The sequence below is a fragment of the Pararobbsia silviterrae genome (assembly GCF_003628125.1).
Lineage (GTDB): Bacteria > Pseudomonadota > Gammaproteobacteria > Burkholderiales > Burkholderiaceae > Pararobbsia > Pararobbsia silviterrae.
The window spans coordinates 279,932-306,017 of record NZ_RBZU01000003.1 but is presented as its reverse complement, the minus strand read 5'-3'; the positions used below and the strand labels follow the sequence as shown (position 1 = coordinate 306,017).

Sequence of the window (26,086 nt, the reverse complement as noted above, 5' to 3'; positions counted from 1 at the left end):
CCATCAGGGTTTTGATTAAGGATCTTTTTAATCCTCGTCCTCAAGTTGCCGGGTCGCTCGCCGTTAAAGGCGTCATGTGATCCTTATTATGCTCAGCGAGTACGTCTTACTCGTCGGATTGATCTGATGCATGGCATGGATTGCCGGTCGTCTTTATCCCGGAAGGATTCATGTCTGAAGCTTTCGTCACTGCCCATTTCGCGCGAGCCTGGCCGCAAGCGCGCAAGCCGGCTATTGCGGCAGGGGTGCTCGGTGTGATCGGCGCGCTTGCGCTGTTGTTCTTCGGCACGCTGTCGATCCCCGTCGTCGTGGTCGCCGTGCTTGTCGCGGTCGGCGGTCTCGCGGTCGGTTGGCTGATCGTCGGTGCCGTCTCGCGCGATCACGGTGAACTCGATACTTATGTAGCAAGCTATCAAACGCTGAGCGCGGAGCTCGCGCCGACATGGGCGCGTCTCATCGAAATGTCGCGGAGTCAGACCGAGACCGCGGTGTCCGAACTGGTCCAGTTGTTCTCGGGCATCGTCGGGCGGCTCGATCGCTCGCTCAAGGCGTCCGACGCCGCCGCGCATTCGATCGAGACCGGCGATACGAGTCTGCTCGCCGTGTTCTCGCGCAGCGAACAACAACTTTCGACCGTGCTCAGCACGCTCGACGCGGCGATGCAGGACAAGATGTCGCTCGTCGGCCAGATCCACGAGCTGACGACCTTTATCGCGGAACTCGATCAACTCGCGAGCGAAGTCTCGACGATTGCGGCGCAGACCAATCTGCTCGCCATCAATGCGGCGATCGAAGCGGCCCACGCGGGCGAGACCGGCCGCAGCTTCTCCGTCCTGGCTCAGGAAGTACGCAAGCTCGCGGCGCTGTCGGCTGAAACCGGTCAGCGCATCGGGACCAAGGTGCGCGTCGTCAACGAGGCGATCACGGCGACCTGCGCGGCTGCCGATGCAAGCGGCGATTCCGACCGGCACGCGACGCAGGCCTCGGGTACCGCGATCGCGGGCGTGCTCGCCGAATTCCGCGGTGTGACCGAGGCGCTGACCGATTCGACGAGCGTGCTCAAGGCCGAAAGCCTCGGCGTGCAGTCCGAGATCGCGAACGCGCTCGTGCAATTGCAGTTTCAAGACCGCGTGAGTCAGATCCTGACCCACGTGAAAGGCAACATCGGACGTCTGCCCGACTATCTCGCCGAACACCGGAACCAGATCGAAAGCAGCGGGGTGCTCGCGCCCGTGTCGGCCTCGACATTGCTCGAGGAGCTCGAACGCAGCTACGTGATGGCCGACGAGCGCGCCGCGCCGCGCCCCGGTGCGGCCGCGGCCCCGAAAGCCGTCGAGCCGGCCGACGACATCACTTTTTTCTGAGCGATCATGGCAAAGACCATTCTGATTGTGGATGACTCGGCATCGTTGCGGCAGGTTGTCGCGATTGCGCTGCGCGGGGCGGGTTACGACGTGCTCGAAGCGAGCGACGGACGCGATGCGCTCGCGAAGCTCACGGGCCAGAAGGTCCATTTGATGATCAGCGACGTCAATATGCCGAATATGGACGGCATCAGCTTCGTGAAGGCCGTCAAGCAATTGCCGGCCTACAAGTTCACGCCGGTCGTCATGTTGACGACGGAGTCGCAGGACGAAAAGAAACGCGAAGGTCAGGCGGCCGGCGCGAAGGCTTGGGTCCTCAAGCCGTTCAAGCCCGAGCAGATGATCGGCGTCGTGCAGAAGCTCGTTTTGCCCTGAATGAGAGAACGGGTATGTCGGATACCGGAATCTTCGATGCCGCCGCGCCGCAAGGCGATCGCGATGCATCGCCCGCGAGCCTGCGCGTCGACGGCGAACTGAGCATCTATCGCGCGCACGAACTCAAGCAGACGTTTGTAGCGGCGATCCAGGGCGTCGACGCGCTCGAAGTCGATTTATCCGGCGTCACCGAACTCGATTGCTCCGGGGTTCAGTTACTGATGCTGTTACGCACGCTCGCGCGCGAGAAAGACGCCGAGCTGCATCTGACGAACCACAGCCCGGCTGTGCGTGAAGTCTTCGAGCTCCTCGATCTCGCCGCGTTATTCGATACGCCGGCGCTCGGCACCGCGCCTGCGGCCTGATTCTTCCATTGCGACGCGACCATGTCCTCCCTCAATCTCGATCAAGCGCTGCAGACCTTTATCGTCGAGAGCCGCGAACTGCTCGAAGACATGGAGACCGCGCTGCTGTCGCTCGGCGAAAACGACCCCGATAGCGAGGCGGTCAACGCGATCTTCCGCGCGGCGCATACGATCAAAGGCTCCGCGGGCCTGTTCGGCCTCGATTCGATCGTCGCGTTCACGCATGTGCTCGAAAGCGTGCTCGACGACGTCCGGTGCGGGCAGCTGACGCCCGACATGAAGATGATCGCGCTGCTGCTCTCGTGCGGAGATCATATTCGCCACCTGATCACGGGCGTCGAAAACGACCAGCTCGAAGGCGACGCCGAATCGGATACGCGCGCCGCGGCCCTGGTCGAACAACTGCGTGTCTATCTCGGTCCGCAGGCCGGCGCGCCCGACGTCGACGACGCGCACGCGCACGGGTCGCACGGCGAGATGCCGGCCGCTCCCGTGCCGATATCGGGCGGCATCGGTCATTGGCATCTCTCGTTGCGCTTCGCGACGGGCGTGCTTCGCAACGGAATGGACCCGCTGTCGTTTGTCCGCTATCTGCGCACGCTCGGCGACATTCGCGGCATCGTCACGATCGGCGACGCGATTCCGGCGGTCGACGACATGGACCCCGAGTGCTGCTATCTGGGCTTTGAAATCGCCTTCGATTCGACGGCCGATCGCGCGACGATCGAAAGCGTCTTCGAGTTCGTCATCGACGATTGCGAACTGCGCATCCTCGCGCCGGGCAGCACGCTCGACGACTGCGCGGCGCTGATTCGCGAGATCGGTTCCGATCCCGATCAGCTCGCCGCGATGTGGGTGCATTGCGGCACGCTCGCGTCGGACGACGTCGCGCGCGTGCTGGGGCGCGTCGAACACGCGGTCGAGCCGGTCGTCGCGGACGCGCCCGCCGACGCTGCGGATGCCGCCGCACACGTTGAACACGCGACCCCGGCCGGCGTTTCGGATCGCGCGACGGCGGCCGGCGCGCCGAACGCGACCGCTTCGGATCGCGATACGTCCGCCGCGGCGAAGACGCAGCGCGCGAAGGACGGTCCGTCGCTGCGCGTCGACGCGCAGCGCCTCGATCAACTGATCGACTTGATCGGCGAACTCACGATCGCGGCCGCGGGCGCATCGATCGCCGCGCGGCGTCATCGGATCAGCGAACTCGAAGAGAGCACGTCGACGCTGACCGCGCTCGTCGAGGAAGTCCGCGATACCGCGTTGCAGCTCCGCATGGTGCGCATCGGCGCGACGTTCAATCGCTTCCAGCGCGTCGTGCACGATCTCTCGCTCGAGATCGGCAAGGACATCGCGCTGACGGTCAGCGGAGAAGAGACCGAACTCGACAAGACGCTCGTCGAGAAGCTCACCGATCCGCTCACGCACATGGTGCGCAACGCGATCGACCATGGCATCGAGGCGCCCGAGGTTCGGCTCGCGGCCGGCAAGCCGGCGCGCGGCACCGTCGCGCTCAACGCGTATCACGATTCGGGCAGCATCGTCATCGAGGTCAGTGACGACGGCGCGGGGCTCAAGCGCGACCGGATTCTCGCGAAAGCGATCGAACGCGGTCTCGTGGATGCCGAACAACGGCTCACCGACAGCGAAATCTACGACCTCATCTTCGAGCCCGGATTTTCGACGGCCGAGCAGGTCACGAATCTGTCGGGACGCGGCGTCGGCATGGACGTCGTCAAGCGCAACATCACGGCGCTGCGCGGCTCGATCGGCATCGACAGCGTGCTCGGACGCGGCACGCGGATCGTGGTCCGCTTGCCGCTGACGCTCGCGATCATCGACGGCTTCATGGTCTCGATCGACGGGTCGGTGTTCACGATCCCGCTCGAAATGGTCGAGGAGTGCATCGAATTCGACGTCGAGTCGATGCACGACTACACGAATCTGCGCGGACAGGTCCTGCCGTTCATCCGCATGCGCGAGCTGTTCGGTGTCGAGACGGATGCGCCGCGACGCCAGAGCGTCGTCGTGATCCGTCACGCGGGTTCGCGCGCGGGGCTCGTCGTCGACAGCTTGCTCGGCGAGTTCCAGACCGTGATCAAGCCGCTGAGTCCGATCTTCTCGCATGTGCGTTGCGTGAGCGGATCGACGATTCTCGGCAGCGGTGAAGTCGCACTGATTCTCGATGTGCCGGCGTTGTTCGAGACCGTGCACGTCGAACGCGATCGCGATGCGCGCTCGCCCAACCGTGCCGACCGGGTGCAGGCCCGTGCGGCAAGTGTCCATTCATGATCGGACCGCCGCCGGCCCATTCAACATCAAGGAAATGCCATGTTTGAAAAGATGTCACTCAAGGTCAAGATCGTGCTGCTGCTCACGATCGGCGTGCTCGCGACGCTATCGGTCGTCGCGATCGCGTTGCTCGGTCTGCGCACCGACGGCGAGCGGCTCGATGACGTCGGCCGCAATCGCCTGCCGTCGGTCGAAGGGCTGCAGATGATGAACGAGGCGCAGACGGCGATCCGTTCGTCGTACCGCGCGATGGACTCGGTCGCCGATCATCCCGAGGAATACGATGTGGTGCCGCACGAAATCCAGCGCCTGCACGATTCATGGGCACGCGCCGACAAGGGCTGGGCGATCTATGAGCCGCTGCCGCAGGAGCCCGAGGAAGCCGTGGTCTGGAAGCAGTTCGCCAAGGACTGGGCGACGTGGAAGGACGGCGAGCAGAAGATGGAGGACATTGCGCAGTCGATCCAGCATGCCGATGTGGCCTCGAAGAAGGACTTGTTTCTGAAGCTCCATCAGGCGCTGATCGAAAACGGGGATAACTTCCACACTGCCGAGGACGGTCTGGCCAAGCTCGTGCAGCTCAACGTCCAATACGGTTCGGATTCGACGAAGGCCGCCGAGGACGCCGCCGCGCACGCGCTGACCCAGATGTACACGGTCGCGGCCGTGTCGCTGCTGATTCTGATCGCGCTCGGTCTCTATACGCTGTCGGCGATCATGCGCCAGCTCGGCGGCGATCCCGCCTATGCGGCCGATATCGTGCGCAAGATCGCCGAGGGCGATCTTGGCGTGACCGTCGTCACGCGCGAGAACGACCGCTCGAGCATGCTGTTCGCCGTCAAGGAGATGGTCACGCGTCTCGCGCAGGTCGTCAGCGAGGTCAACAGCAGCGCGTCGAGCCTCACGCTTGCGTCGACGCAGCTCAGCGACACCGCGCAGGCGCTGTCGCAAGCCGCGAGCGAACAGGCCGCGGGCGTCGAGGAAACGAGCGCGTCGCTTGAAGAAATGACGGCGTCGATCGCACAGAACACGGAGAACGCGCGCATCACCGACGGCATGGCGACGAAGGCGGCCAACGAGGCGGCCGAGGGCGGCGAAGCCGTCAAGCAGACGGTCTCGGCGATGAAGCAGATCGCGAACAAGATCGGCATCATCGACGACATCGCGTATCAGACCAATCTGCTCGCGCTGAACGCCGCGATCGAGGCCGCGCGCGCCGGCGAGCACGGCAAGGGTTTCGCGGTCGTCGCGGCCGAGGTCCGCAAGCTCGCGGAGCGCAGCCAGGTCGCCGCGCAGGAGATCAGCGAAGTGGCGAGCGGCAGCGTCGAACTCGCCGAGCGCGCGGGTCAATTGCTCGACACGATGGTGCCGAACATTCGCAAGACGTCGGAGCTCGTGCAGGAAATCACGGCCGCGTCCGAGGAACAGACCACGGGCGTCTCGCAGATCAATACGGCCGTCGTTCAACTGAGCGACACGACGCAGCAGAACGCGTCGAGTTCCGAAGAACTCGCGGCAACGGCCGAGGAGATGAACGGGCAGGCCGCGCAACTGCAGGAGTCGATCGCGTTCTTCAAGCTGGCGGGCATGCCGGCGCGCCGCGTGCCGCCCGCGATCGAAAAGCGGGTGCGTCCGGCAGCCAAGCCGAGTGCGACCGTCGCGCGCGCGAAGGCGCCGGCGCCCGTGCTCGATCTCGGTACGAGCGATCTCGACGAATCGCAGTTCGTCAAGTTCTAGCCGGAGGCGTGTGATGAACGGAGCGACACAAGACGGTCTGCCGCGCGGTCACGCGCCGGTCGCGACGCGTCAGGACGACGCCGCGCAGTATCTGACGTTCATGCTCGGCGGCGAGATGTTCGGCATCGGCATTCTCGCGATTCGCGAGATCATCGAATACGCGGGCGTCACCGAGGTGCCGATGATGCCGCCGGTCGTGCGCGGCGTCATCAATCTGCGCGGCGCGGTCGTGCCCGTGGTCGACCTGCAGTCGCGGTTCGGCCGTGCGCCGACCGAGATCGGCCGGCGCACGTGCATCGTGATCCTCGAAACGCGGCACGCGGGTGAACGGCATGTCGTGGGCGTCGTCGTCGACGCGGTCAGCGCGGTGCTCGACATCCCGGCGTCCGAGATCGAGCCGCCGCCGACGTTCGGCACGCGGATCCGCTCGGACTTCATCCAAGGCATGGGCAAGCTGCAAGGCCGGTTCATCATCCTGCTCGACGTGAGCCAGGTGCTGAGCCTCGACGAACTCGGCGCATTCGAAACGAGCGCGGCCGGCCAGGAGCTCAGTCCGATCGCCTGATCGCGCCGCGTATCGAACGCCGGCCCGCCGATGCGAGGCCGGCGCATACCGTGATCCCGAGAGAGACCGCCGATGACAGTTCAGCTCACCGACAAGGAGTTCTCGAGATTCCGCGAGTTCATTCATAACTCGGCGGGCATCCATCTATCGCCGAGCAAAAAGAATCTGATCTGCAGCCGCCTCGCGAAGCGGCTGAATCATTTCGGCTACGCGAACTACACGCAGTACCTCGATCTGATCGGCGGCCGTGACGGGGGCGGCGAAGTGCAGATCGCGATCGATCTGCTCACGACGAACGAGACGTTTTTCTTCCGCGAGTCCAAGCATTTCGAGCAGCTGCGCTTGCTCGCGGGCGCGGTGCGCGCGAGCGCGCGCTCGGAACCCGTGCGGGTCTGGAGCGCCGCGTGTTCGAGCGGCGAGGAGCCCTACAGCATCGCGATGGTGCTCGCGGAGACGCTCGGCGAGAAGCCCTGGGAAGTCGTCGGCACCGACATCAGCACGCGCGTGCTCGCGCGCGCACGGCGCGGCCACTATCCTGTCGAACGCGCGCAGCACGTGCCGGCCGCGTTCCTCGAACGGTATTGTCTCAAGGGAATCGGCCAGTACGACGGCACGCTGCTCGTGTCGAAGCCGCTGCGTCAGCGCGTGCGTTTCGTTCATGCGAATCTGAACGTGCCGCTGCCGGATCTCGGCCAGTTCGACTGCGTGTTCCTGCGAAACGTGATGATCTATTTCAATAACGACACCAAGCGCAGCGTCGTCGCGCGCGTGCTCGAGCGGCTCAGACCCGGCGGGTTGTTCTGTATCGGTCATTCCGAGACCTTGAACGAGATCAACACCGACGTTGTGCAGGTCATGCCCTCGATCTATCGCAAGCCATGACCCGGACCCACGACTCGCGCGCGCGCGCCTTGATCCAGGAGACTGCGAGATGACGACCCCCGCTCCACCGATACGCTCGGTGCTGCTCGTCGACGACAGCGCGACGCAGCGCCATGCGGTCGAGGCGATCTTGCGCGGACTCGGCGTGGCCGAGGTCGTGCATGCGGGCGACGGCGTGCAGGCGCTCGCGATTCTCGCCGAGCCCGGCTATGTGCCCGATGTCATGATCGTCGACCTCGAAATGCCGGTCATGGACGGCGTCGAACTCATGCAGCAGCTGCGCCAGCGCGGCCTGAGCATTCCGATGATCGTCGCATCGAGCCGCGAAGGCTCGCTCGTGCGCGCGGTCGTCGGCATGGCGCGCAATCTCGGATTGCCCGTCATCGCGGGCCTTCACAAGCCGCTCACGCGATCGATGCTGTCGCAGGCGCTCACGAGCCGCGAACACGCCGAGCGCCGCCGCGTCGATCCGAGCGCCGCGCACGCGGGCGCGCTCGATCCGGGCGCGCTCGAACAGGCGATCCGCGCGGGCGCGATCGTGCCGCACTACCAGCCGAAGGTCGATATCGGGCGCGGGCTCTTGCGCGGCGTCGAAGTGCTCGCGCGCTGGACCGACGACACGCTCGGACCGGTGCCCCCCGATCGTTTTATCGCGGCCGCCGAGCGCGGCGGCCTGATCTTCGATCTGAGCCTGTCCGTCATGGATCAGGCGATCGCCCAGGCGGCGATCTGGAATGCGCGCGGCCTCAAGCTGTCGATCGCGCTCAACGTGTCGCCGATCCTGCTCAGCGAACCGAATATCGTCGACGCGATCACGCATCTGCTCGACAAACACGGCGTCGGCGCGCCGCAGATCGTGCTTGAAATCACCGAAAGCTCGGTCGTGAGTCCCGACGGCCCGGCACTCGGTGCGCTCGCGCGCCTGCGTTTGCGCGGCTTCGGCCTGTCGATCGACGACTACGGCACGGGCCTCTCGTCGATGCAGCAGTTGGCGCGGATTCCGTTCACCGAACTCAAGGTCGATCGCTCGTTCGTGCATCACGCGCATCGGCATGAAAACCTGCGCGTGATTCTCGAATCGGCCTTGACGATGGCGCATCGGCTCAAGCTCGTGACGGTCGCCGAAGGTGTCGAGACGATCGAGGACTGGCGCCTGCTGCAGCGGTACGGATGCGATGTCGGACAGGGCTATCTGATCGGCAAGCCGATGTCGGCCGACGCGCTCTTGCCGTGGATCAAGGAATATCAGGAACGCATGCCGTCGCTGCGCGCGCAGCGCAGCACGAAGCTGCGCAGCGCGGCGCGCGCGACGACGCGTCCATCGGGGAATGGGAGAGGGTCCACATGAATACGATCAAGGTGCTCGTCGTCGACGACTCCGCGGTCGTTCGTCAGGTCGTCACGGGCTTGCTCGAATCGCATCCGGACATCGAGGTCATCGGCGCCTGCGCGGACCCGTTGCTCGCCGCGCAGCGCATGCGTCAGCAGTGGCCCGACGTCATCGTGCTCGACGTCGAAATGCCGCGCATGGACGGCATCACGTTTCTCGGCAAGATCATGGCGCAGCGGCCGACGCCCGTCGTCATCTGCTCGACGCTGACCGAGGCGGGCGCGCGCACGACCGTCGAGGCGCTGTCGGCCGGCGCGGTCGCGATCGTCACGAAGCCGAAGGTCGGTCTCAAGCAGTTTCTCAGCGAGACGGCCGACGAGCTCGTGCGTGTCGTGCGCGCGGCGGCGCGCGCGAATGTCGGCGCGATCGCGAAACGCGCCAAACCGCAAGCGGTCAAGCCCGTCGCCGCGCAGGCCAAGCACACGGCCGACGTGATCCTGCCGAGCACGGGCGCCGGCGCGCGCGCGATGACGCAGACGACCGAGCGCGTGGTCGCCATCGGTACGTCGACAGGCGGCACGCAGGCGCTCGAACACGTGTTGAGCAGCTTGCCGCGCGTATGTCCGGGGCTCGTGATCGTTCAGCACATGCCCGAGAAATTCACGGCCGCGTTTGCGAGCCGCCTCGACAGCGTCTGCGAGATCACGGTCCGCGAGGCCTATCCGAATGCGCGCGTCGTGCCGGGTCAGGCCTTGATCGCACCCGGCGGCAAGCATCTGCTGCTCAAGCGTAGCGGTGCGCAATATCACGTCGACGTGATCGACGGCCCCTACGTGAACCGGCATCGTCCGTCGGTCGACGTGCTGTTTCGCTCGGTCGCGCGCTGCGCGGGCGCGAATGCGCTCGGGGTCATCATGACGGGCATGGGCGACGACGGCGCGGCGGGTCTGCTCGAAATGCGCCAGGCGGGCGCACAGACCGTCGCGCAGAACGAGGAAAGCTGCGTCGTCTTCGGCATGCCCAAGGAAGCGATCAAGCGCGGCGCCGCCCAACGGATCGTCGCGCTCGACGATATCGCCGGGGAAATCGCGGGTCAGCGTCTGCTCTGACCGAATCCTCGCCGCATCCGAGTCATTCATAAATCCGCGGATTATCATGGCGCCATGCCGGCCCCGGGGGGACGGCATTGGCGTAAATCCCGATCCGTTCGGCATTGGCGTTCATAAATATTAATGCTAACTTCGCCGCGCCTGCTCATGGTTCGTGCATGACGCCGGCGTGCCGACGCGCGCGAAGTCTGGTTTCTCGACATACACGATGAAAAAAACTGCTCAACGTCGCCCGACGATGACCGATATCGCGAAGGCGGTCGGCGTCTCGCAATCGACGGTCTCGCTCGTGCTCAACGACGCGGCCGGCGCGAAGTTCTCGGATGCGACGCGCGCCAAGGTTTACGAGGCCGCGCAGGCGCTCGGCTATCGGCACGCGGGGCGCGCGCCGGCGCTCGCGCTCGCGCCCGCCGCGCAGAGTCCGCGCAATCTGATCGTCTATCTGGCCGACGAAATCTCGACGAGCCCGCACCCCGTCGTCAACATCGACGGCGCGCGCGACGCCGCCTGGGAGCGCGGCTACGTGCTCGCGGTCTATTCGACGCACGGCAACGCCGAGATCGAGGCGCAGGTGCTGCGCGCGGTGCTCGACATGCCGAACCTGCTCGGCGTGATCTATGCGACGGTCTACACGCGCAAGGTCGCGGTGCCCGACGCATTGCGCGGCGTGCAGACCGTGCTGCTCAACTGCTATACGTCCGATCACGCGTTCTCGTCGGTCGTGCCGGCGGAGGTCGTCGGCGGCCATACGGCGACCGAGTATCTGTTGTCGCGCGGCCATCGGCGCATCGGCTTCATCAACGGCGAACCGTGGCAGGACGCCGCGAAGGACCGGCTCAAGGGCTATCGCCAGGCGCTCGCGACCGCGGGCGTGCCGTTCGACGAGGCGCTCACGCGCGACGGCGACTGGAGCTCGGGTCTCGGCTTCGAGCAGACGCTCTCGCTCATGCGCGAGAGCGCGCCGCCGAGCGCGATCTTCTGCGGCAACGACCTGACGGCGATCGGCGCGATCGAGGCGCTCAAGCAGCTCGGACTGCGCGTGCCCGAGGACGTCTCGGTGCTCGGCTACGACGATCAGGAGATCGCGCGCCATACGCATCCGCCGCTCTCGACGGTCGTGCTGCCGAACTACGAGCTGGGCCGCTGGGCCGTCGAGACGCTGCTTCAGGAACACGAGAACCATGAGGCCGGGGCGCCGGTGCGCAAGCGCACGGTCAAGCTCGACGGGCCGCTCATCGAACGCACGTCGGTCGCGGGGCCCGGCGCCGCGCGCCCGTCGGCCGACGCCGCGCCGCGTCCCCGTCCGCGCGCGGCGCGCGAGACGGCCGAACCCGCGCCGCGCGCGGCCTCCGTGGGCGGGGCACGTCGTCGCGGCGGTCAATCCGCTTAAAGAAATCGCGGCAATTCCGAGTAGGGCAAGCGCGTCAAATTCGCTTAGGAAAAGCGCGTCAAACCCGCTTGGGGCAAGGGCCGCGCAGCCGTCCTGGGGGACGGCGGGCGAGCCGCAACAGGGTGGGGCAACATCGTCGTCTAAGGGAAAATTAGTAATTATTAGCAATTGACGAGTAATAACCGCGATGGAACAATCGCCAAGCGCCTGAACCTTGCGCGCCAAAAAAACGGCGGCAAGGTCAATCCAAGAAAGACACAGAAAAAGGGCCGCGGACGGTTCGGCCCGACGCAACAACCCTGGCGCTTCGACAAAAACCCTGGAGGAAGACAATGTTGCAGAACACTCGCTGGACCCGTTCCCTCGTCGCATCGATGATCGCCGTGGCCTGCGCGGCCGCCGCCGGCGCGGCGTCGGCCGACGATGCGCCGCTGCCGAAGATTGCCGCGAAGAAGCCCCTCAAGGTCGGCTTCGCTCAGACCGAAAGCAACAACCCGTGGCGTCTGGCCGAAACGAAGTCGTTCAAGGACGTCGCGGCCAAGTGCGGCTGGCAGATGGTCATGACCGACGCGAACAGCTCGGCCGCGAAGCAGGTGTCGGACATTCGCAGCATGATCGCGCAGAAGGTCGATCTGCTCGTGTTCCCGCCGCGTGAAGAGAAGCCGCTCGCACCGGTCATTCTCGAAGCGAAGAAGGCCGGCATTCCCGTAATCCTCGTCGACCGCAACGTCGACCAGTCGCTCGCGGTCGCCGGCAAGGACTACATCACGTTCATCGGTTCGGACTTCATCGACCAGGGCAAGCGCGCGGCCGACTGGCTCATCAAGGCGACCAACGGCAACGCGAAGATCATCGAACTCGAAGGCTCGACGGGCGCGTCGGCGGCCAACGATCGCAAGAAGGGCTTCGACGACGAAATCGCATCGCATTCGGGCATGCAGATCATCGCGTCGCAATCGGGCGACTTCGCGCGCGACAAGGGCCGTCAGGTCATGGAGACGCTGCTCCAGTCGCATCCTGAAGTCACGGCCGTCTACGCGCACAACGACGAAATGGCGCTCGGTGCGATCGCCGCGATCAAGGCGGCGGGCAAGGTGCCGGGCAAGGACATCACGATCGTGTCGATCGACGGCACGCGCGGCGCGCTCGAGGCGATCAAGGCCGGCGAACTCGGCGCGGACGTCCAGTCGTCGCCGTTCTTCGGTCCGATCTCGTGCGAGGTGGCCGAGAAGTACGCGAAGGGCGAGTCGATCGGGCCGTGGGTCAAGGTGTCCGACAAGTTCTACGACAAGAGCAATGTCGACGCGAGCATGAAGGACGGGTACTGATCGGCCCCGGCGCCCGGACCTGTTGTCCGGGTTCGCCGAGCGGATCGTTAGACCGAACGCCGGCCTCGCGCGATGCGCGTGGCCGGCGTTGTTCTGATAGGGTCGTGCGTGTTCGACGGCCCGTCAGCCCGTCATACGAGCGCGCCGCGCACGCGGCGGCGCGCGCATGCTTCAAGGAGGGACAGCCGGTGGCAGACACGACCCATGCGCCCCCGCTCCTGCAGATGCAGGACATCAACAAATCGTTCGGCGGCGTCGCGGCCCTGCGCAATGCGAGCCTGACGGTCGCCGCGGGCGAGGTCCACGCGCTGATCGGGCAGAACGGCGCGGGCAAATCGACGATGATCAAGATCCTCACGGGCGCGTATCGGCGCGACGCGGGGCAGATCCGGTTCGGCGGCCGCGAAGTCGATTTCGCCTCGCCGCAAGCCGCGCGTGACGGCGGCATCAGCACGATCTATCAAGAGATCAATCTCGTGCCGCTGCGCTCGATCGCCGAGAACATCTTTCTGGGCCGCGAGCCGCGTCGCTTCGGTCTGATCGACTGGCGCTCGATTCATGCGCAGGCCGATGCGTTGCTGACGTCGTTCGGACTCTCGATCGACGTGCGCAAGCCTGTCGCGCAGTGCTCGACCGCGATCCAGCAGATGGTCGCGCTCGCGCGCGCGGTGTCGGCCGATGCGCGCATGGTCATCATGGACGAGTCGACGTCGTCGCTCGACGAGCGCGAAGTCGAGCTGCTGTTCACCGTCGTGCGGCGGCTGCGCGACGACGGCCGCGCGGTGATCTTCGTCTCGCATCGGCTCGACGAACTCTATGCGGTCTGCGACCGCGTGACGGTCATGCGCGACGGCCAGACCGTCGCCGCGGCGGCGATGCACGAGATGGACAAGCTGCAGCTCGTGACGACGATGCTCGGCCGCACGCTCGCGGCCGTGATCGAGCACCCGGCCGCCGCGCGCGCCGAGCACGATGCGCGTGCGCGCGGCGAAGTCCGGCTCGACGCGCAACGCTTGCAGGCCGCGCCGCGCGTCAACGACGTGACGGTGCAGGTGCGCGCGGGCGAAGCGGTCGGGCTCGCGGGGTTGCTCGGCGCGGGCCGTACCGAGGCCATGCGGCTCATGTTCGGCGCCGATCCGCTCGCGGGCGGATCGCTCGCGCTCAACGGCGCGCCCGTTGCGCTGAAGTCGCCGCGCGATGCGATCCGGCGCGGCATGGCGATGCTGACCGAAGACCGCAAGGCCGAGGGCATCGTGCCCGAGCTGTCGGTGCGCGAGAACATGACGCTCGTCTGCCTGCCGACGCTCGTCAAGCATGGCGTCGTCGATCGGGCGCGGCAAAAGGCGCTGGTCGACCGGTTCATCGTGTCGCTCGGCATCAAGCTGCGCGACGCCGAGCAGCCGATCCGCGAACTTTCGGGCGGCAATCAGCAGAAGGTGCTGCTCGCGCGCTGGCTCGCGGCGAGTCCGACGCTGCTGCTGCTCGACGAGCCGACGCGCGGCATCGACGTCGGCGCGAAGGCTGAAATCGCGAAGATCATCCGCGAGCTTCGCAATGCGGGCATGGCCGTGTTGCTGACCGCGTCGGAACTCGAGGAGCTCGTCGCGGTGGCCGACCGCGCGATCGTCATGCGCGACGGACGCAGCGTCGCCGAGCTCGAAGGCGAGAAGCTCACCGAAGCTTCCATCATGGACGCGATCGCATTCGGCGCCGGCGGCCCGAGCGCGCTCGCGCAGGCCGCGCAGACGGTCACCGAGATCGATATCCCCGGGGAGCATTCATGAAGTTTCGTTTGCCCGTTACGCGCGAAGTGGCCGTGCTGTTGCTGCTTCTCGCGTTCAATCTGTTGTTCACGAAGCATTTCTGGTCGCTGCAGACCTTCAACGTCAACCTCACGCAGGTCGTGACGATCGTGATCGTCGGCATCGGCATGACGCTCGTCGTCGCGACGGGCGGCATCGATCTGTCGGTCGGCGCGTCGATGGCGATCGCGGGCACGCTCGCGCCGCTGATCTTCCTGAATATCGACGGGCCGGTCGGCGTCGCGCTCGCGTTTATCGCGTCGATCGCGGCGGCGACCGCGTTCGGCGTGTTCAACGGCGTGCTCGTCACGCGGCTCAAGGTCCAGCCGATCGTCGGCACGCTCGTGCTGTTCATCGCGGGACGCGGCATCGCGCAGGTCATCGTCGACGGCAATCTGCAGGTGTTCGACAACGAGGCGTTCCAGTGGATTGCGCTCGGCAAGATCGCGGGCGTGCCGGTTCAGGTGTTCGTGATGCTCGTGCTGGTCGCGCTGTTTATCTGGGTCGTGCGCAAGACGCTGTTCGGGCAGTACCTGCTCGTGACCGGCGGCAACGAGCGCGCGGCGTTCGTGAGCGGTGTGCCGACGCGGCGCGTCAAGATGATCGCGTACACGATATGCGGCGCACTGTCGGGTCTCGCGGGGCTTATTTCGATCGGCATCAATTCGTCGTCGGATCCGAACGTGACGGGGCTCGGCATCGAACTCGACGCGATCGCGGCCGTCGCGGTCGGCGGCAACGCGCTGACCGGCGGCAAGGCCTGGATCGGCGGCACGCTGCTCGGCGCGCTGATCATCCAGCTCGTGCGGTATTCGCTGCTCGCGCATGGCGTGCCCGACGCGGCGGCGCTCGTCGTGAAGGCCGGCATCATCATCGTGGCCGTGTATATCCAGCGGCGCCGCCGCGGTTGAGCGACACAGGGAGACACTTCGATGAAAAAGAACTACGTGATCCTGCTCGTGCTCGCCGCGCTCGTGATCTTCGGCGCGATCCGGTACGACAACTTCATCTCGGCGTACAACGTGACGTCGTTCTGGCGTTACAACGCGATGTTCGCGTTGATCTCGATCGGCATGTGCTTCGTGATCATCACGGGCGGCATCGACTTGTCGGTCGGGACCGTCGCGGCGATGGCAAGCGTCGTCTCGGCGCTCGTGAGTCCGCACGGCGCGACGCTCGCCGTGCTTGCGGGAGCGGGGTCGGGGCTCGTCGTCGGCATCGTCAACGGCCTGATCATCACGCGCTTGCGCATCCTGCCGTTCATCACGACGCTCGCGACGAGTCTGGCCGCGCACGGGCTGGCCTTGCTGTTCGGACATAACGATGCGGTCGCGATCTCGGCCGAATCGGGGTTCGCCGTCTTCGGCCAGGGCGATCTGTTCGGGCTGCCGATTCCCGCATGGGTCTCGTTGATCGCGTTCGTGATCGCGCTCGTCGCGCTCGGCTACAGCCGCTTCGGCCGGCATGCGCTCGCGGCCGGCGGCAGCGAGGAAGCGGCGCGGCTCATGGGGCTCAATATCGACCGTCTGCTCGTCGTGGTCTATGCGGTGTCGGGTCTGCTTGCCGGGCTCGCGGGTGTGATTCTCGCGTCGCAGTTCGGCGCGGGTCAGCCGAACGAAGGGCTCGGCTGGGAGTTGTTCGCGATCTCGGCCGTCGTGCTCGGCGGGACCTTGCTGACGGGCGGAGAGGGCTCGATCGGCATGACGATCGCCGGCGTGGTGCTGCTTGGGCTCGTCTTCAATATGCTGAACTTCGAGAACGGCATGGGGTTCATCAGTTTGTCGGCGTATTGGCAGTCGGTCATTCGCGGCGTGTTCCTGCTCGTCGTGATCGTCTTGCAGGCGCGCGCGCTCAAGAAGGGACCGGCGTCGAAGGACGACGGGTCGGCCGGCCAGGCGGTCGCGGAGCGCGGCAAGGGGTGAGGAGGCCATGTCCGGCGGACCGATAAGGCCGCCGACGCCTCGCGATCGTGTCGATTCCTTAGCCATCCGGACGAGCAGACGATCGCATCCGCTGCGCTGACATTGTCGATTTGGCGAATCGGCACTCAGCTTGAATTTGTGACTGACATATCTTACATTTTTGTCAAATCAAGACGATTTGATAGATATGTCATACATGACCTCGTCGGAAATTCACGCATTACCCATCGTGTTCGCCCCGGAATTCGGCGAGGCGTTTCGTCGCGAGCGCAAGGCGCAAGGGCGCACCCAGCAGTGGGTCGCCGAGAAGGCGGGCGTGACGCGGTTCACGATCACGCAACTCGAATCGGGGCAGAACGTCGGGTTGCATCACGCGCTGGCCGCGTTGACCGCGCTGGGTAAGGGGCTTTCGATCGTGTCGGTTCGTCCGGACTACGACCAGATCAAGGAGATGTTCCGTGACGACGAGGGTTCGTGAACTGAGCGTCGGCACGCCGCAAGGCGTCGCCGGCACGCTGACGAAGGCATCTCGCCACGTGTTTGCGTATGCGACGCGTCATCGCGCCTGCGAGGTGTCGCTGACGATGCCGCTGCGGGCGGAGACTTATGCCGAGACGCCGATGCTGCCTGCGTTCTCGATGAATCGGCCCGAAGGATTCCTGCTCGAACGGATTCAACGCGTATTCAAGCAGGTCCAGTTGGACGACATGGCGTTGCTTGCCATCACCGGCGAAAACCAGATCGGACGCTTGCGCTACGCGGAGCCTGGCAAGGCGCGTGAAAGTAAAAAGGCCGAGGTGGGCTTATCGACGGTGCTCGCGACGGGTAGCGAGGCCGGGCTTTTCGAGCATTTGGTGGACGCGTATCTGGATTCGGGCATTTCGGGGTTTCAGCCGAAGGTCATGATCCCGGATGCGGACAAGACCGCCGATCGCGCCCTGAGCGGCGATGCGATCGGAAGCGAGCCGGTCTCCTCTCGTGAAGAAGGCAGTCCCGATCCGGGGCGCGGCGAGGCGGATGCAAAGGTCATTGAAAAGACGACGGCGACGACGCCGACGCTGATCCTCAAGGCGGCCGGCGACGATCATCCGCATTTGCCGGTCAATGAGTATTTGTGCATGAGCGCCGCACGACGCGCAGGCATCCGCGTGCCGCGATTCTGGCTTTCCGACGACCTCAGTCTGTTTGTCATGGAACGCTTCGATGTCGTGGACGGCGTGCAATTCGGCTTCGAAGATATGGCCGTCTTGATGGGCAAAAACGCCGTTCAACCCAACTTCAAGTACAGCAGCAGCTACGAGAACGTCGCGCGGGTCATCGCATTGAATTGCGGGGAAAACACCGGGGAGAGTCTTGCGCGGTTTTTCGAATATTTCGTGCTGTCCGTTCTCGTGCGCAACGGCGATGCGCATTTGAAGAACTTCGGTCTGATCTACACGCATCCGGATGCCGCCGTGCCGCCGAGCCTGTCGCCGGTATTCGATGTCGTGACGACGTCCGTCTATCGCTACGAAAATCAGCGAACCGGTGTCGAGATGGCGGATCGGACGATGGCGCTCAAGCTGAACAAATCCGTGTCGTACCCGACGCGCGACGCGTTGATCGACTTCGGACGCAACACGTGTCATGTCGCGCATCCAGCTGTCGTCATCGAGCGCATTGCCGATGCCATGTCCGTCACGCTCAATGAAGACGGCGCGAGCATGTCGCGCGCATTCCGGGCCGATCTGCGCGCGGAGTGGGACGCGGGACGCTGCTAAATAGCAGACTCTGAACGGTTTTTTTGAGCGGACTATCCCGTCCGTCTCAGAAAATGACGCGCGGTAACCACCGGTAAGCTGTTCTTGTCACGCGTAAGTGTGGCGTAATTAATACGTCACGCCGCGATCATCTTTGCGTGAAATCACCCGTCCAAAGCACGTGGGAGGCCGCTTGAGGCTTACCGCGGCGCATTCAAAAAAACGTCAAGACCTTGGTGTCTAGTACATTTTTAGTATGTCAAGCGCTGAAATAGTTTGTTGCAATAACAAACCCTGACGTTATGATTTTCGCGCGAAAAGACCTAATAACAAGAGTACATGGACAACATAAAACAGCTTGACGCCTCGCCGCAGACGGGCGAGTTCGTCGCGGAAACCGGAGGTAATTATCCGGTGCCCGCCAGACCGCGTTCGGGGATGTACCTGCCGGTCAAAATCAAGTTTGCCGTCGCGATCGCTTTTTCCCTGCTGTGGGGTGGGGCATCGTTCTATCTCGCCGAGCGCTGGCTCGCCGACATGAGCGCCGTATTCGGCGCCGCGTGGGCCTACATCATCCTGTTCGGTATCGCGATTCTGCCCGGCTTCATGAATGCCTTCATGATGTCGAGCCTGCTGATGGACCGCCGTCCCGCGTTTCATCCGGTGACCGGCGATCTGCCCGGCATTGCGATTCTCGTCGCGGCCTATAACGAAGGCGAGAATATCGCGCAGACCGTCGAAAGCATCGCGAAGCAGCAGTATCCGGGCGACCTGCAGGTCATCGTCATCAACGACGGTTCGTCGGACGAGACGGGCGCCGTGCTCGACAGCCTCGACTATCCGTGGCTCGAAGTGCTGCATCTGCCGAAGAACATGGGCAAGGCGCGCGCGCTCAGCGAAGGCCTCAAGCACGTGCGCTACGCGCTGACCGTGACGGTCGACGGCGATTCCTACCTCTACCGCTACGCGCTCCAGAACCTCGTGCATCGCTATATGAGCGATCCGCCGAACACGCGCGCCGTCGCGGGCGCGGTGCTCGTGCGCAATTCGCGCGCGAACCTCGTGACGCGGATTCAGGAGTGGGACTACTTCCACGGCATTGCCGCGACGAAGCGCATCCAGAGTCTCTATCAAGGGACGCTGGTCGCCCAGGGCGCCTTCTCCGTCTACGACACCGACGTGCTGCGCGAAATCGGCGGCTGGCCGCACTCGGTCGGCGAGGACATCGTGCTGACGTGGGCGATCCTGCGGGCCGGCTATCGCGTGGGCTTCGCCGAGAACGCGTGTCTGTTCACGAATGCGCCGACGACGTTGGGACAGTTCATTCGTCAACGTCAACGGTGGTCGCGCGGACTCATGGAGGCGTTCAAGTCGCATTGGCCTTTGCTGTTCAAGCGGCGCATGACGACGATCTTCATCTGGTGGAACCTGTTTTTCCCGTACATGGACGTCGTCTATACGTTCGCGTTCCTGCCGGGGCTGATCCTCGCGCTGTTCGGCATCAACTGGATCGCGGGGCCGATGACGCTGCTCGTGCTACCGTTCGCGGCCGTGATCAACGGGATCATGTATCGGATCCAGAGCCGCATGTTCGTCGAGCAGGGACTCAAGGTTCGTCGTAACCGTCTCGGCTTCCTTTACTACAGCTTGTTCTACGGACTCATCCTGCAGCCGGCCTGCGTGGTCGGCTATGTGCAGGAGTTCGTGTCGCGCAGCAAGCGTTGGGGCACCAAGTAACCCAATACCGACAATAAGATAGGGATCGTTCATGTTCGTATTTCGTGGCGCGCATGCGCTCGTGCTTCAGCGCATGCTTGTTGGCGCCGGCGTTTTCGCAGTGAGCGCATTCGCACACGCTCAGTCTTCGGACGGACCCGGTGTGCATGGCGCGGTGACCGGTAATTTCCTTTATAGCGACGACAGCGACAGCTTTCAGGAAGAGCGGACCAACCTCGGTTATATGTTCAGCAATGGCTGGGGCATCGATACGAGCGTCACGCATTTCAGCTCGCCGGGCTGGTCGGCGACGGGGGCGGGCCTGTTCGGGCTCTACCGCGAGCATGATGCGCAGCAGACCGTCGACGCGAAGCTCGGGGTCATGGACACCAAGGGCGAGACGACGGTCCTCGGCTCGGTCGACTACATGCGGCAGGTGACGTCCGATACGGGCCTCGGCGTGAGCGCCGAACGCGATGTCGTCGATTCGATCGAGGGCCTCGACAAGGGTCTGACCTATACGAGTCTCGCGCTCGTGCTCGACCATCAGTTCACGCCGCGGTTCAGCGTCGGGGCGGTGGCCGGGGCGTTCTTCTTCTCGGACAACAACACGCGTCCGCTGTTGAAGACGCGCTGGAATTACGAGCTCATCGCGAACAGCGGCTTGAATTTCTATATCAAGACCTGGACGTATTCGAACAGCAACCCGAACAACGGCGATTACTACGCGCCGCGCTGGCTCAACGAATATTCGGGCGGGCTGTCGTGGCGGACCGCACTCGGCGACAAGGCCGTGTTCTTCGCGAGCGCCGATGTGGGCCGCCAGAACTCGTCGAACGGCGCGAACAACATCTGGGGCGCGCGCATCGGTCTCGAGAACCACCGCAGCCGTGCCAAGCAAGCGCAATGGCAGATCGCCGTCGAGACGACCAACGACAGCTCGGCCGGCCTGACGAGCGGCGGCGGCGCCGGATATCGCTATACGAGCGTGATGGGCCGGGTGTTCGTCCCGCTGAACTGAGTCAGATCGGCTTCAGGCCGCGGGGGCGACCGACGCGCCCCCGATCCCATGCCGCGCGAGCGCATCCGCGACGAATCCCGATGCCTTCATGCGCTCGACGAAGGCGGCCAGTACAGCGGCCGCCTTCGGTTCGCGGCGCTTCGAGACCCCCATCGCCTGCCGAATCACCATGAACCGCTCGTCGAGCAGACGCAGACGGTCGAACCGGCTCGCATCGGCCAGCAACTGCTGCTTGACGCCCGCGGCGACTTCAAAACCCTGATCGACGAAGGTTTGCACGACGACTTGCGACGTCGGCGCCCGCACGATCTGCGCGGCCTTCAGTTCGCGCGTCAGATACAGATCGTATGCACTGCCCTGGCCGACGACGACGCGCGTGTCCGCCCGGTCCACATCGGCATTCGCGCGGACCGGCGAGTCCTCGCGCACGAGATAGAACCCCTCGATCAGCACATAGGGCGCGGTGAACGCGATCGTCTCGCCGCGCTTCGGATCGACGGCGAAGAAGCCGAAATCGGCGCGTTCGTCGGTCACGGCTTCGACCGACTTGAGCGCGGTATCGAACACGACGAGTTCGAGCGGCGCGCCTAGTTCACGTGCGAATTCGCGCGCGAGATCGACGGACACGCCGAACGCTTCCCCCGTGCCCGGATGCCGGTTCGCGAGGATCGGATTGCCGAGGTTGATGGATGCGCGCAGTGCGCCCGTGGGCGCGAAGGCTTCGACGAGGGCGGGATCGGAGTTCATGGATGACCTGTGTGAGGCCGAGCGCCGAGCGCCGGCCCTGGGTTCAAGACGGACGGCGTGCGTGGCCGCGCGCGGCGGATCGGCCGCGCCATGGGCGGCGATTGCGGCTGCGGCGGCTGCGCACGCGCGCCCGGCCGATCATGCGCGGTTTCGAGCCGTGCCGAAACCGCGGCCGACGCGCGCCGCGCGCCGCATGCGCGGGGCGGCGTTCGTGCTTATCGCGCAAGATGCTCGGCCGCGTCGCTGTAGCTCACGCGATGCCGCGAGAACCGGATCGCGACGATGCAGGCCGCGCCCGCCACCGCGGAAATGGCGACGAAGCCGAGTCCGGCCCGGAATCCGCCCGTGAGATCGTGCAGCACGCCGACGATCGCCGGCGCGGCTGCGGTGCCGATCATGCCGACCACATTGATGGCGGCGATTCCGACAGGGCGTGCCGATTCGGACAGATAGCGCGGCGCGAGCGTCCAGAAGATCGCCTGGGCGGCGAAGGTGCCGCACGAGCTCAGGATCAGACCGACGAACCGCAGGCTCGGCGTGCCCAGCAGCGCGACGCCGAGCCATCCGAGCGCCGCCACGCACATCGGAATGACGACGTGCCATGCGCGTTCGCCGCGCCGGTCCGAATGCGCGCCCCAGTACGTCATGGCCACGATCGCCACCAGCGACGGGATGGCCGCGATCAGCCCGACATGAAACAGGCTCGCATGCGGGATGAGCCCGTGGACGATCTGCGGCACCCACGTCGAATTGGTATTCAGCGACATGACGAGGCCGAAATAGCAGAGCGCGAGCAGCACGACGGGCGCGCTGAAGATCTGCGAACCGAGCGAGCGCTTCTCGAGCGTCGTGTGGCCCGACAGCTTGGCGAGCCGCTCCTCGTCGCGTTCGAGCGTGCGACGCAGGATGACCTTCTCTTCATCGGACAGCCACTTGGCGTCCGAGGGGCGATTGTCGAGATAGAAAAACGCCACGATGCCGAGCGCGATCGACGGCACGCCTTCGATCAGGAACAGCCAACGCCAGCCGGCCAAACCCATGAAGCCGTTCATTTCGAGGAGCGCGCCCGACAAACTCGATCCGAACAGAATCGTGATCGGCTGCGCCATGATGAACAGCGTGCTGGCGCGCGCGCGGTAGGCCTCGGGAAACCAATAGGTCAGATAGAGCAGCACGCCCGGCATGAACCCGGCTTCGGCCAGACCCACGAGCGCGCGAAACACGTAGAGGCTGCTCGGACCGGTGGCGAACATGCATGCCGCCGAAGCGAGCCCCCACGTGATCATGATGCGCGGGATCCAGAGGCGGGCGCCGAGCCGCTGCATCGCGAGATTGCTCGGGATCTCCGCGACGACGTACGCGAGATAGAACACGCTGCCCGCGATACCGAAACTGGTCGCCGTGAGCCCGAGATCGCGATTCATCGACAGGGCCGCGAAGCTCATGTTGATCCGGTCCAGATACGAACAGATGAACATCAGCACGAGAAACCAGACAAGACGTGCGTAGACTTTCCTGCTGACGGCAACCTCTTCGGTACTTGTGTTCATCGCTTCACCTGTCTCCGAATCTTCGTTGTGCTTCAACACACGGAACATATCGCCATGTCAGGCCGATCTTAACCAATGAAAGGCGCGCATGACGGGGGCATCCGACATACGAATCAGAATCGCGTCCCGCTCGGCCTTGTGGGTCTGCGCGAGCCAGCTCGGCGCGGCGAGCACGTCGCCCGGACCCCAGGCGAACGAGGCGTCCCCGATCGTCGATCGTCCGGCACCCTCGACGACCACGAAGATCTCATTGGACGTGTGGCGGGGGATATGCCAACGGCCGTGGGCGGACAGCGCGATCGCGGTTCGGTCGAACGTGTCGAGTGTCGCCGGGCCAAGTGACAATTGGCGTACGCCGGGCGCGCTTTCGGGCTTCGCGAGCAAGGCGGGTGCGTAGACCTCGAAGGCGAATCGCATCGGGCTCGCGGGATCGACGGTCGACGCGCGTTCGATGTGGTCGGGATGCGGCTCGAAGAACATCGGGCCGAGCATCTGGACGAGCGGCGCGTCGAGGATGTCGATCCAGTACGCATCCTCGGCGCTGCGATTGTCGTGGCCGTGATACGCCCAATTGGGCGTGAGCAGCACGTCGCCGCGCGCCATCGGCACGTTGACGCCGTCGACGATCGTATACGCCTGCGGGCCCGCTTCCATGACGACGCGCATCGCGTTCGGCGTATGCCGGTGACTGCGGGCCGATTCGCCGCCCTTGACCATTTGATAGGCCGCCACGAGCGTCGTGACGGTCGGGTATTCGTTGCCGGGCGTGGGGTTGGCCAGGATGAGGTTGCGGCGTTCGGCCCATTCGGTGCCGACGAGCCGCCCCGCCGCATCGAGCGCCGCGCGGGCGCTCGCGTAGTCCCAATGGGCGGCGGCGAAAGGCTGTTTGGGTTGCGGGTACAAGCTGGGCGTGGGTTTGTTCCAGCCGTTCTTGACACCGATGGCGTCGAGCATCTGATGGAGCTGGGGCAAGTCCCGCGCCGAATCGAAATCGGGGTGCATCATGGGGTCCTGGGTTAAACGAGCGGATCGGACGGCAGCGCGGCGGGTCGTTCGAACAGCGATGCGCGCGAATCGGCGAATGCCGAGCGGATCGTCGACGCCGACGGGCCGAGTCCGGTGACCTTTTCCAATAGCGCGAGGGGATCGTTCGGCAGCGCATCGCCTCGCCACGCGACATGTCCGTCGGGTCGCACGAGCACATAAGGCTTGGCATAAAGTGTATGCGCTTCACTGACATATTCGACGCGCAGCGGGAGCGTGAGCGTCCGCGCGGCGCGCAGCAATTGCGTCGGCAGTTCGCGCGAGGGTCCGCTGCAGACGAGCACGAAATCGGATCCGAAGAGGTCGAGCGTCGAGCGTCCGTCGGCAAGCCAGAGATGCGGCGCGCGGGCGCCGGGGCGCGTGCTCGGCGTGTAGACCGCGCCTTGCTCGTTCTCCGCATCGATGTGCGCGCGGTTCTCGTCGGCTTCGTAGACGATCACGGACGAGTCCATGTACCGGTAGCCCAGATGCATGTTCATCGAGTACCACTCGCGCTTCAAGCCGTGTTCGAGCGCATGGCCCACGCGTTCGCGGATCGCCGCGCCCTCGGACGTGTCGTCGAACAGGCGCGGATCGCTTTTGGCGTCACGCATCACGGAGAGATTGCCCGTTGAAAATCGCGTGATCCGCTGCGCGACGGGGCGGCGCTCGACGGTGTAGGAATCGAGCAGGGCCTGGCCGCCCCAGCCTTCGAGATTCGCACTGAGCTTCCAGCTGAGATCGACGGCGTCGCCGATGCCGGTATTCATGCCCAGGCCGCCGGTCGGCGAGGTCAGATGGCATGCGTCGCCGGCGAGGAACACGCGTGCGTTCTGATAGGTGTCCGCGACGAGCTCCATGCGCGCCCAGTTCAGCGTGCTCAAGATTTCCATCGGAAACGGCGCGCCCATGAGCCGATGCGCGATCGCGACGATCTCGTCCTGCGTGTAGTCGGGTTTGATCTGCGCGTTGCCGATGATCGACATCCGCCATTGGTCGGATCCGTTGATCGCGACGATCGTGGCCCAGGTGCCGTCGGGGCCGACGAACATATAGCGGTAGCCGGGCCGTTTGTCGTGCCGCTGGTTGAAGTCCGCGCAGCGGAACACGACGTTGACGGTATGCGTCAGCAGGCCGCGTCCTTGCATGCCGATGCCGAGCTGTTCGCGCACCGCGCTGCGTCCGCCGTCGCAGCCGACCAGATATTTGCAGCGGATCTGATAGCGCTCGCCGGCCGGATTCAGCGCGATGACGGTCACGCCCGTGTCGTCCTGGACGAACGACTCGAAGCGGTTTCGATATCGGAGTTCGACGCCCGGGTGCGTGTCCGCGAAGCGCTGCAAGATGGGATCGAACATGTTCTGCGGACATCGCTCGCGATGTTGCGGACTTTCGGGCGGCGCGATCGAATCGTTCATCGACGGCATCGGTTCCCGGCCGAGTTCATAGCCGTTCAGCGCGGTCAGATAGACGTTGTCCTGCGGATAGTCGCGGACGTAGGGGCTCGCCTCGACCCAGTCGACGATGCCCCAGCGGCGGCAGAACTCCATGGTGCGGATGCCGACCTGATCCATCTTGGGCTGGTCGATCGCACCGTCCGTGCGTTCGAGCAGGATGCAATCGCGCCCGCGCCATCCGAGGTCGGCGGCCGTCACGAGGCCGACGGGACCGCCGCCGACCACGACGACTTCCGTGGACTCCAACCGATCGATTCGAGACATCACGCTTTCTCCGCGGCGGTACCCGCTTGTCTTTAAAGTGGTTCTATCCTACTATGGTCCTACCAAAGGACACAAGACGGGTTATCGGATCCCTGGGCCCGCTTTGGA

The 26,086-nt window shown here is 64.9% G+C and carries 22 protein-coding genes; 18 read left to right on the top strand and 4 right to left on the bottom strand.

Features of this window, described 5'->3' with window-relative positions; all coding sequences use genetic code 11:
* Positions 1-170: 170 nt before the first annotated feature.
* The 18 genes from D7S86_RS09515 (at position 171) to D7S86_RS09430 (ending at position 20,937) form a co-directional block, all read left to right on the top strand.
* Positions 171-1,364 carry a methyl-accepting chemotaxis protein gene (locus D7S86_RS09515; RefSeq protein ID WP_147432281.1) on the top strand — a complete coding sequence of 398 codons (1,194 nt, stop codon included), beginning with the start codon at positions 171-173 and terminating at the stop codon, positions 1,362-1,364.
* Positions 1,365-1,370: 6 nt separating this feature from the next.
* Positions 1,371-1,739: a response regulator gene (locus D7S86_RS09510; protein ID WP_121085739.1), complete on the top strand. Its 369-nt coding sequence runs from the start codon at positions 1,371-1,373 to the stop codon at positions 1,737-1,739.
* A 14-nt stretch (positions 1,740-1,753) separates the two neighbouring features.
* Positions 1,754-2,104 (top strand): STAS domain-containing protein, encoded by a 351-nt coding sequence (locus D7S86_RS09505; protein WP_121085737.1) that lies wholly within the window; start codon positions 1,754-1,756, stop codon positions 2,102-2,104.
* Between the two features lie 21 nt (positions 2,105-2,125).
* On the top strand, positions 2,126-4,396 hold the full coding sequence (locus D7S86_RS09500; RefSeq protein WP_121085735.1) for a chemotaxis protein CheA: 2,271 nt from the start codon (positions 2,126-2,128) through the stop codon (positions 4,394-4,396).
* Positions 4,397-4,435: 39 nt separating this feature from the next.
* On the top strand, positions 4,436-6,133 hold the full coding sequence (locus tag D7S86_RS09495; protein WP_121085732.1) for a HAMP domain-containing methyl-accepting chemotaxis protein: 1,698 nt from the start codon (positions 4,436-4,438) through the stop codon (positions 6,131-6,133).
* Between the two features lie 13 nt (positions 6,134-6,146).
* On the top strand, positions 6,147-6,698 hold the full coding sequence (locus D7S86_RS09490) for a chemotaxis protein CheW (protein ID WP_121085730.1): 552 nt from the start codon (positions 6,147-6,149) through the stop codon (positions 6,696-6,698).
* 72 nt (positions 6,699-6,770) lie between these two features.
* A complete protein-coding gene (locus tag D7S86_RS09485) occupies positions 6,771-7,580 on the top strand; it encodes a CheR family methyltransferase (protein ID WP_121085728.1) in 810 nt (269 codons plus the stop codon).
* Positions 7,581-7,629: 49 nt separating this feature from the next.
* Positions 7,630-8,928 carry an EAL domain-containing response regulator gene (locus D7S86_RS09480; RefSeq protein ID WP_121085726.1) on the top strand — a complete coding sequence of 433 codons (1,299 nt, stop codon included), beginning with the start codon at positions 7,630-7,632 and terminating at the stop codon, positions 8,926-8,928.
* The gene (locus tag D7S86_RS09475; RefSeq protein ID WP_121085724.1) at positions 8,925-10,019 is read left to right on the top strand and encodes a protein-glutamate methylesterase/protein-glutamine glutaminase; all 1,095 of its coding nucleotides are present in this window, start codon (positions 8,925-8,927) and stop codon (positions 10,017-10,019) included. The genes D7S86_RS09480 and D7S86_RS09475 overlap by 4 nt, the downstream gene beginning before the upstream one ends.
* 208 nt (positions 10,020-10,227) lie before the next feature.
* On the top strand, positions 10,228-11,409 hold the full coding sequence (locus D7S86_RS09470; RefSeq protein ID WP_205962779.1) for a LacI family DNA-binding transcriptional regulator: 1,182 nt from the start codon (positions 10,228-10,230) through the stop codon (positions 11,407-11,409).
* A 374-nt stretch (positions 11,410-11,783) separates the two neighbouring features.
* Positions 11,784-12,737 (top strand): ABC transporter substrate-binding protein, encoded by a 954-nt coding sequence (locus D7S86_RS09465; RefSeq protein ID WP_240648085.1) that lies wholly within the window; start codon positions 11,784-11,786, stop codon positions 12,735-12,737.
* Between the two features lie 224 nt (positions 12,738-12,961).
* A complete protein-coding gene (locus D7S86_RS09460) occupies positions 12,962-14,521 on the top strand; it encodes a sugar ABC transporter ATP-binding protein (RefSeq protein WP_121086096.1) in 1,560 nt (519 codons plus the stop codon).
* The gene (locus tag D7S86_RS09455; RefSeq protein WP_121085720.1) at positions 14,518-15,450 is read left to right on the top strand and encodes an ABC transporter permease; all 933 of its coding nucleotides are present in this window, start codon (positions 14,518-14,520) and stop codon (positions 15,448-15,450) included. Before D7S86_RS09460 ends, D7S86_RS09455 begins: the two co-directional genes overlap by 4 nt.
* A 21-nt stretch (positions 15,451-15,471) precedes the next feature.
* Positions 15,472-16,461, top strand: coding sequence for an ABC transporter permease (locus D7S86_RS09450; protein WP_121085718.1), 990 nt, complete (start codon positions 15,472-15,474; stop codon positions 16,459-16,461).
* 187 nt (positions 16,462-16,648) lie between these two features.
* Positions 16,649-16,939: a helix-turn-helix domain-containing protein gene (locus D7S86_RS09445; RefSeq protein ID WP_240648060.1), complete on the top strand. Its 291-nt coding sequence runs from the start codon at positions 16,649-16,651 to the stop codon at positions 16,937-16,939.
* Positions 16,920-18,221 carry a type II toxin-antitoxin system HipA family toxin gene (locus D7S86_RS09440; RefSeq protein ID WP_121085714.1) on the top strand — a complete coding sequence of 434 codons (1,302 nt, stop codon included), beginning with the start codon at positions 16,920-16,922 and terminating at the stop codon, positions 18,219-18,221. Before D7S86_RS09445 ends, D7S86_RS09440 begins: the two co-directional genes overlap by 20 nt.
* A 318-nt stretch (positions 18,222-18,539) precedes the next feature.
* Positions 18,540-19,937 (top strand): glycosyltransferase family 2 protein, encoded by a 1,398-nt coding sequence (locus D7S86_RS09435; protein ID WP_240648059.1) that lies wholly within the window; start codon positions 18,540-18,542, stop codon positions 19,935-19,937.
* A gap of 31 nt (positions 19,938-19,968) precedes the next feature.
* Positions 19,969-20,937 (top strand): hypothetical protein, encoded by a 969-nt coding sequence (locus D7S86_RS09430; RefSeq protein WP_121085712.1) that lies wholly within the window; start codon positions 19,969-19,971, stop codon positions 20,935-20,937.
* 12 nt (positions 20,938-20,949) lie between these two features.
* Here D7S86_RS09430 and D7S86_RS09425 read toward each other — a convergent pair whose 3' ends face one another.
* The 4 genes from D7S86_RS09425 to D7S86_RS09405 form a co-directional block, all read right to left on the bottom strand.
* Positions 20,950-21,684: a transporter substrate-binding domain-containing protein gene (locus tag D7S86_RS09425; protein WP_121085710.1), complete on the bottom strand. Its 735-nt coding sequence runs from the start codon at positions 21,682-21,684 to the stop codon at positions 20,950-20,952.
* 215 nt (positions 21,685-21,899) lie between these two features.
* Positions 21,900-23,234, bottom strand: coding sequence for an MFS transporter (locus tag D7S86_RS09415; RefSeq protein WP_158601915.1), 1,335 nt, complete (start codon positions 23,232-23,234; stop codon positions 21,900-21,902).
* Positions 23,235-23,291: 57 nt separating this feature from the next.
* The gene (locus D7S86_RS09410; protein ID WP_121085699.1) at positions 23,292-24,239 is read right to left on the bottom strand and encodes a cupin domain-containing protein; all 948 of its coding nucleotides are present in this window, start codon (positions 24,237-24,239) and stop codon (positions 23,292-23,294) included.
* Positions 24,240-24,250: 11 nt separating this feature from the next.
* Complete coding sequence (locus D7S86_RS09405) at positions 24,251-25,978, bottom strand: FAD-dependent monooxygenase (RefSeq protein WP_121085697.1); 1,728 nt, start codon at positions 25,976-25,978, stop codon at positions 24,251-24,253.
* Positions 25,979-26,086: the final 108 nt, after the last annotated feature.

Bases quoted from the DNA above. Each gene is read 5' to 3' on its own strand.
- D7S86_RS09515 (WP_147432281.1), top strand. From the start codon at position 171: ATGTCTGAAGCTTTCGTCACTGCCCATTTCGCGCGAGCCTGGCCGCAA.
- D7S86_RS09510 (WP_121085739.1), top strand. From the start codon at position 1,371: ATGGCAAAGACCATTCTGATTGTGGATGACTCGGCATCGTTGCGGCAG.
- D7S86_RS09505 (WP_121085737.1), top strand. From the start codon at position 1,754: ATGTCGGATACCGGAATCTTCGATGCCGCCGCGCCGCAAGGCGATCGC.
- D7S86_RS09500 (WP_121085735.1), top strand. From the start codon at position 2,126: ATGTCCTCCCTCAATCTCGATCAAGCGCTGCAGACCTTTATCGTCGAG.
- D7S86_RS09495 (WP_121085732.1), top strand. From the start codon at position 4,436: ATGTTTGAAAAGATGTCACTCAAGGTCAAGATCGTGCTGCTGCTCACG.
- D7S86_RS09490 (WP_121085730.1), top strand. From the start codon at position 6,147: ATGAACGGAGCGACACAAGACGGTCTGCCGCGCGGTCACGCGCCGGTC.
- D7S86_RS09485 (WP_121085728.1), top strand. From the start codon at position 6,771: ATGACAGTTCAGCTCACCGACAAGGAGTTCTCGAGATTCCGCGAGTTC.
- D7S86_RS09480 (WP_121085726.1), top strand. From the start codon at position 7,630: ATGACGACCCCCGCTCCACCGATACGCTCGGTGCTGCTCGTCGACGAC.
- D7S86_RS09475 (WP_121085724.1), top strand. From the start codon at position 8,925: ATGAATACGATCAAGGTGCTCGTCGTCGACGACTCCGCGGTCGTTCGT.
- D7S86_RS09470 (WP_205962779.1), top strand. From the start codon at position 10,228: ATGAAAAAAACTGCTCAACGTCGCCCGACGATGACCGATATCGCGAAG.
- D7S86_RS09465 (WP_240648085.1), top strand. From the start codon at position 11,784: ATGATCGCCGTGGCCTGCGCGGCCGCCGCCGGCGCGGCGTCGGCCGAC.
- D7S86_RS09460 (WP_121086096.1), top strand. From the start codon at position 12,962: ATGCAGGACATCAACAAATCGTTCGGCGGCGTCGCGGCCCTGCGCAAT.
- D7S86_RS09455 (WP_121085720.1), top strand. From the start codon at position 14,518: ATGAAGTTTCGTTTGCCCGTTACGCGCGAAGTGGCCGTGCTGTTGCTG.
- D7S86_RS09450 (WP_121085718.1), top strand. From the start codon at position 15,472: ATGAAAAAGAACTACGTGATCCTGCTCGTGCTCGCCGCGCTCGTGATC.
- D7S86_RS09445 (WP_240648060.1), top strand. From the start codon at position 16,649: ATGTCATACATGACCTCGTCGGAAATTCACGCATTACCCATCGTGTTC.
- D7S86_RS09435 (WP_240648059.1), top strand. From the start codon at position 18,540: ATGGACAACATAAAACAGCTTGACGCCTCGCCGCAGACGGGCGAGTTC.
- D7S86_RS09430 (WP_121085712.1), top strand. From the start codon at position 19,969: ATGTTCGTATTTCGTGGCGCGCATGCGCTCGTGCTTCAGCGCATGCTT.
- D7S86_RS09425 (WP_121085710.1), bottom strand. From the start codon at position 21,684: ATGAACTCCGATCCCGCCCTCGTCGAAGCCTTCGCGCCCACGGGCGCA.
- D7S86_RS09415 (WP_158601915.1), bottom strand. From the start codon at position 23,234: ATGAACACAAGTACCGAAGAGGTTGCCGTCAGCAGGAAAGTCTACGCA.
- D7S86_RS09410 (WP_121085699.1), bottom strand. From the start codon at position 24,239: ATGATGCACCCCGATTTCGATTCGGCGCGGGACTTGCCCCAGCTCCAT.
- D7S86_RS09405 (WP_121085697.1), bottom strand. From the start codon at position 25,978: ATGTCTCGAATCGATCGGTTGGAGTCCACGGAAGTCGTCGTGGTCGGC.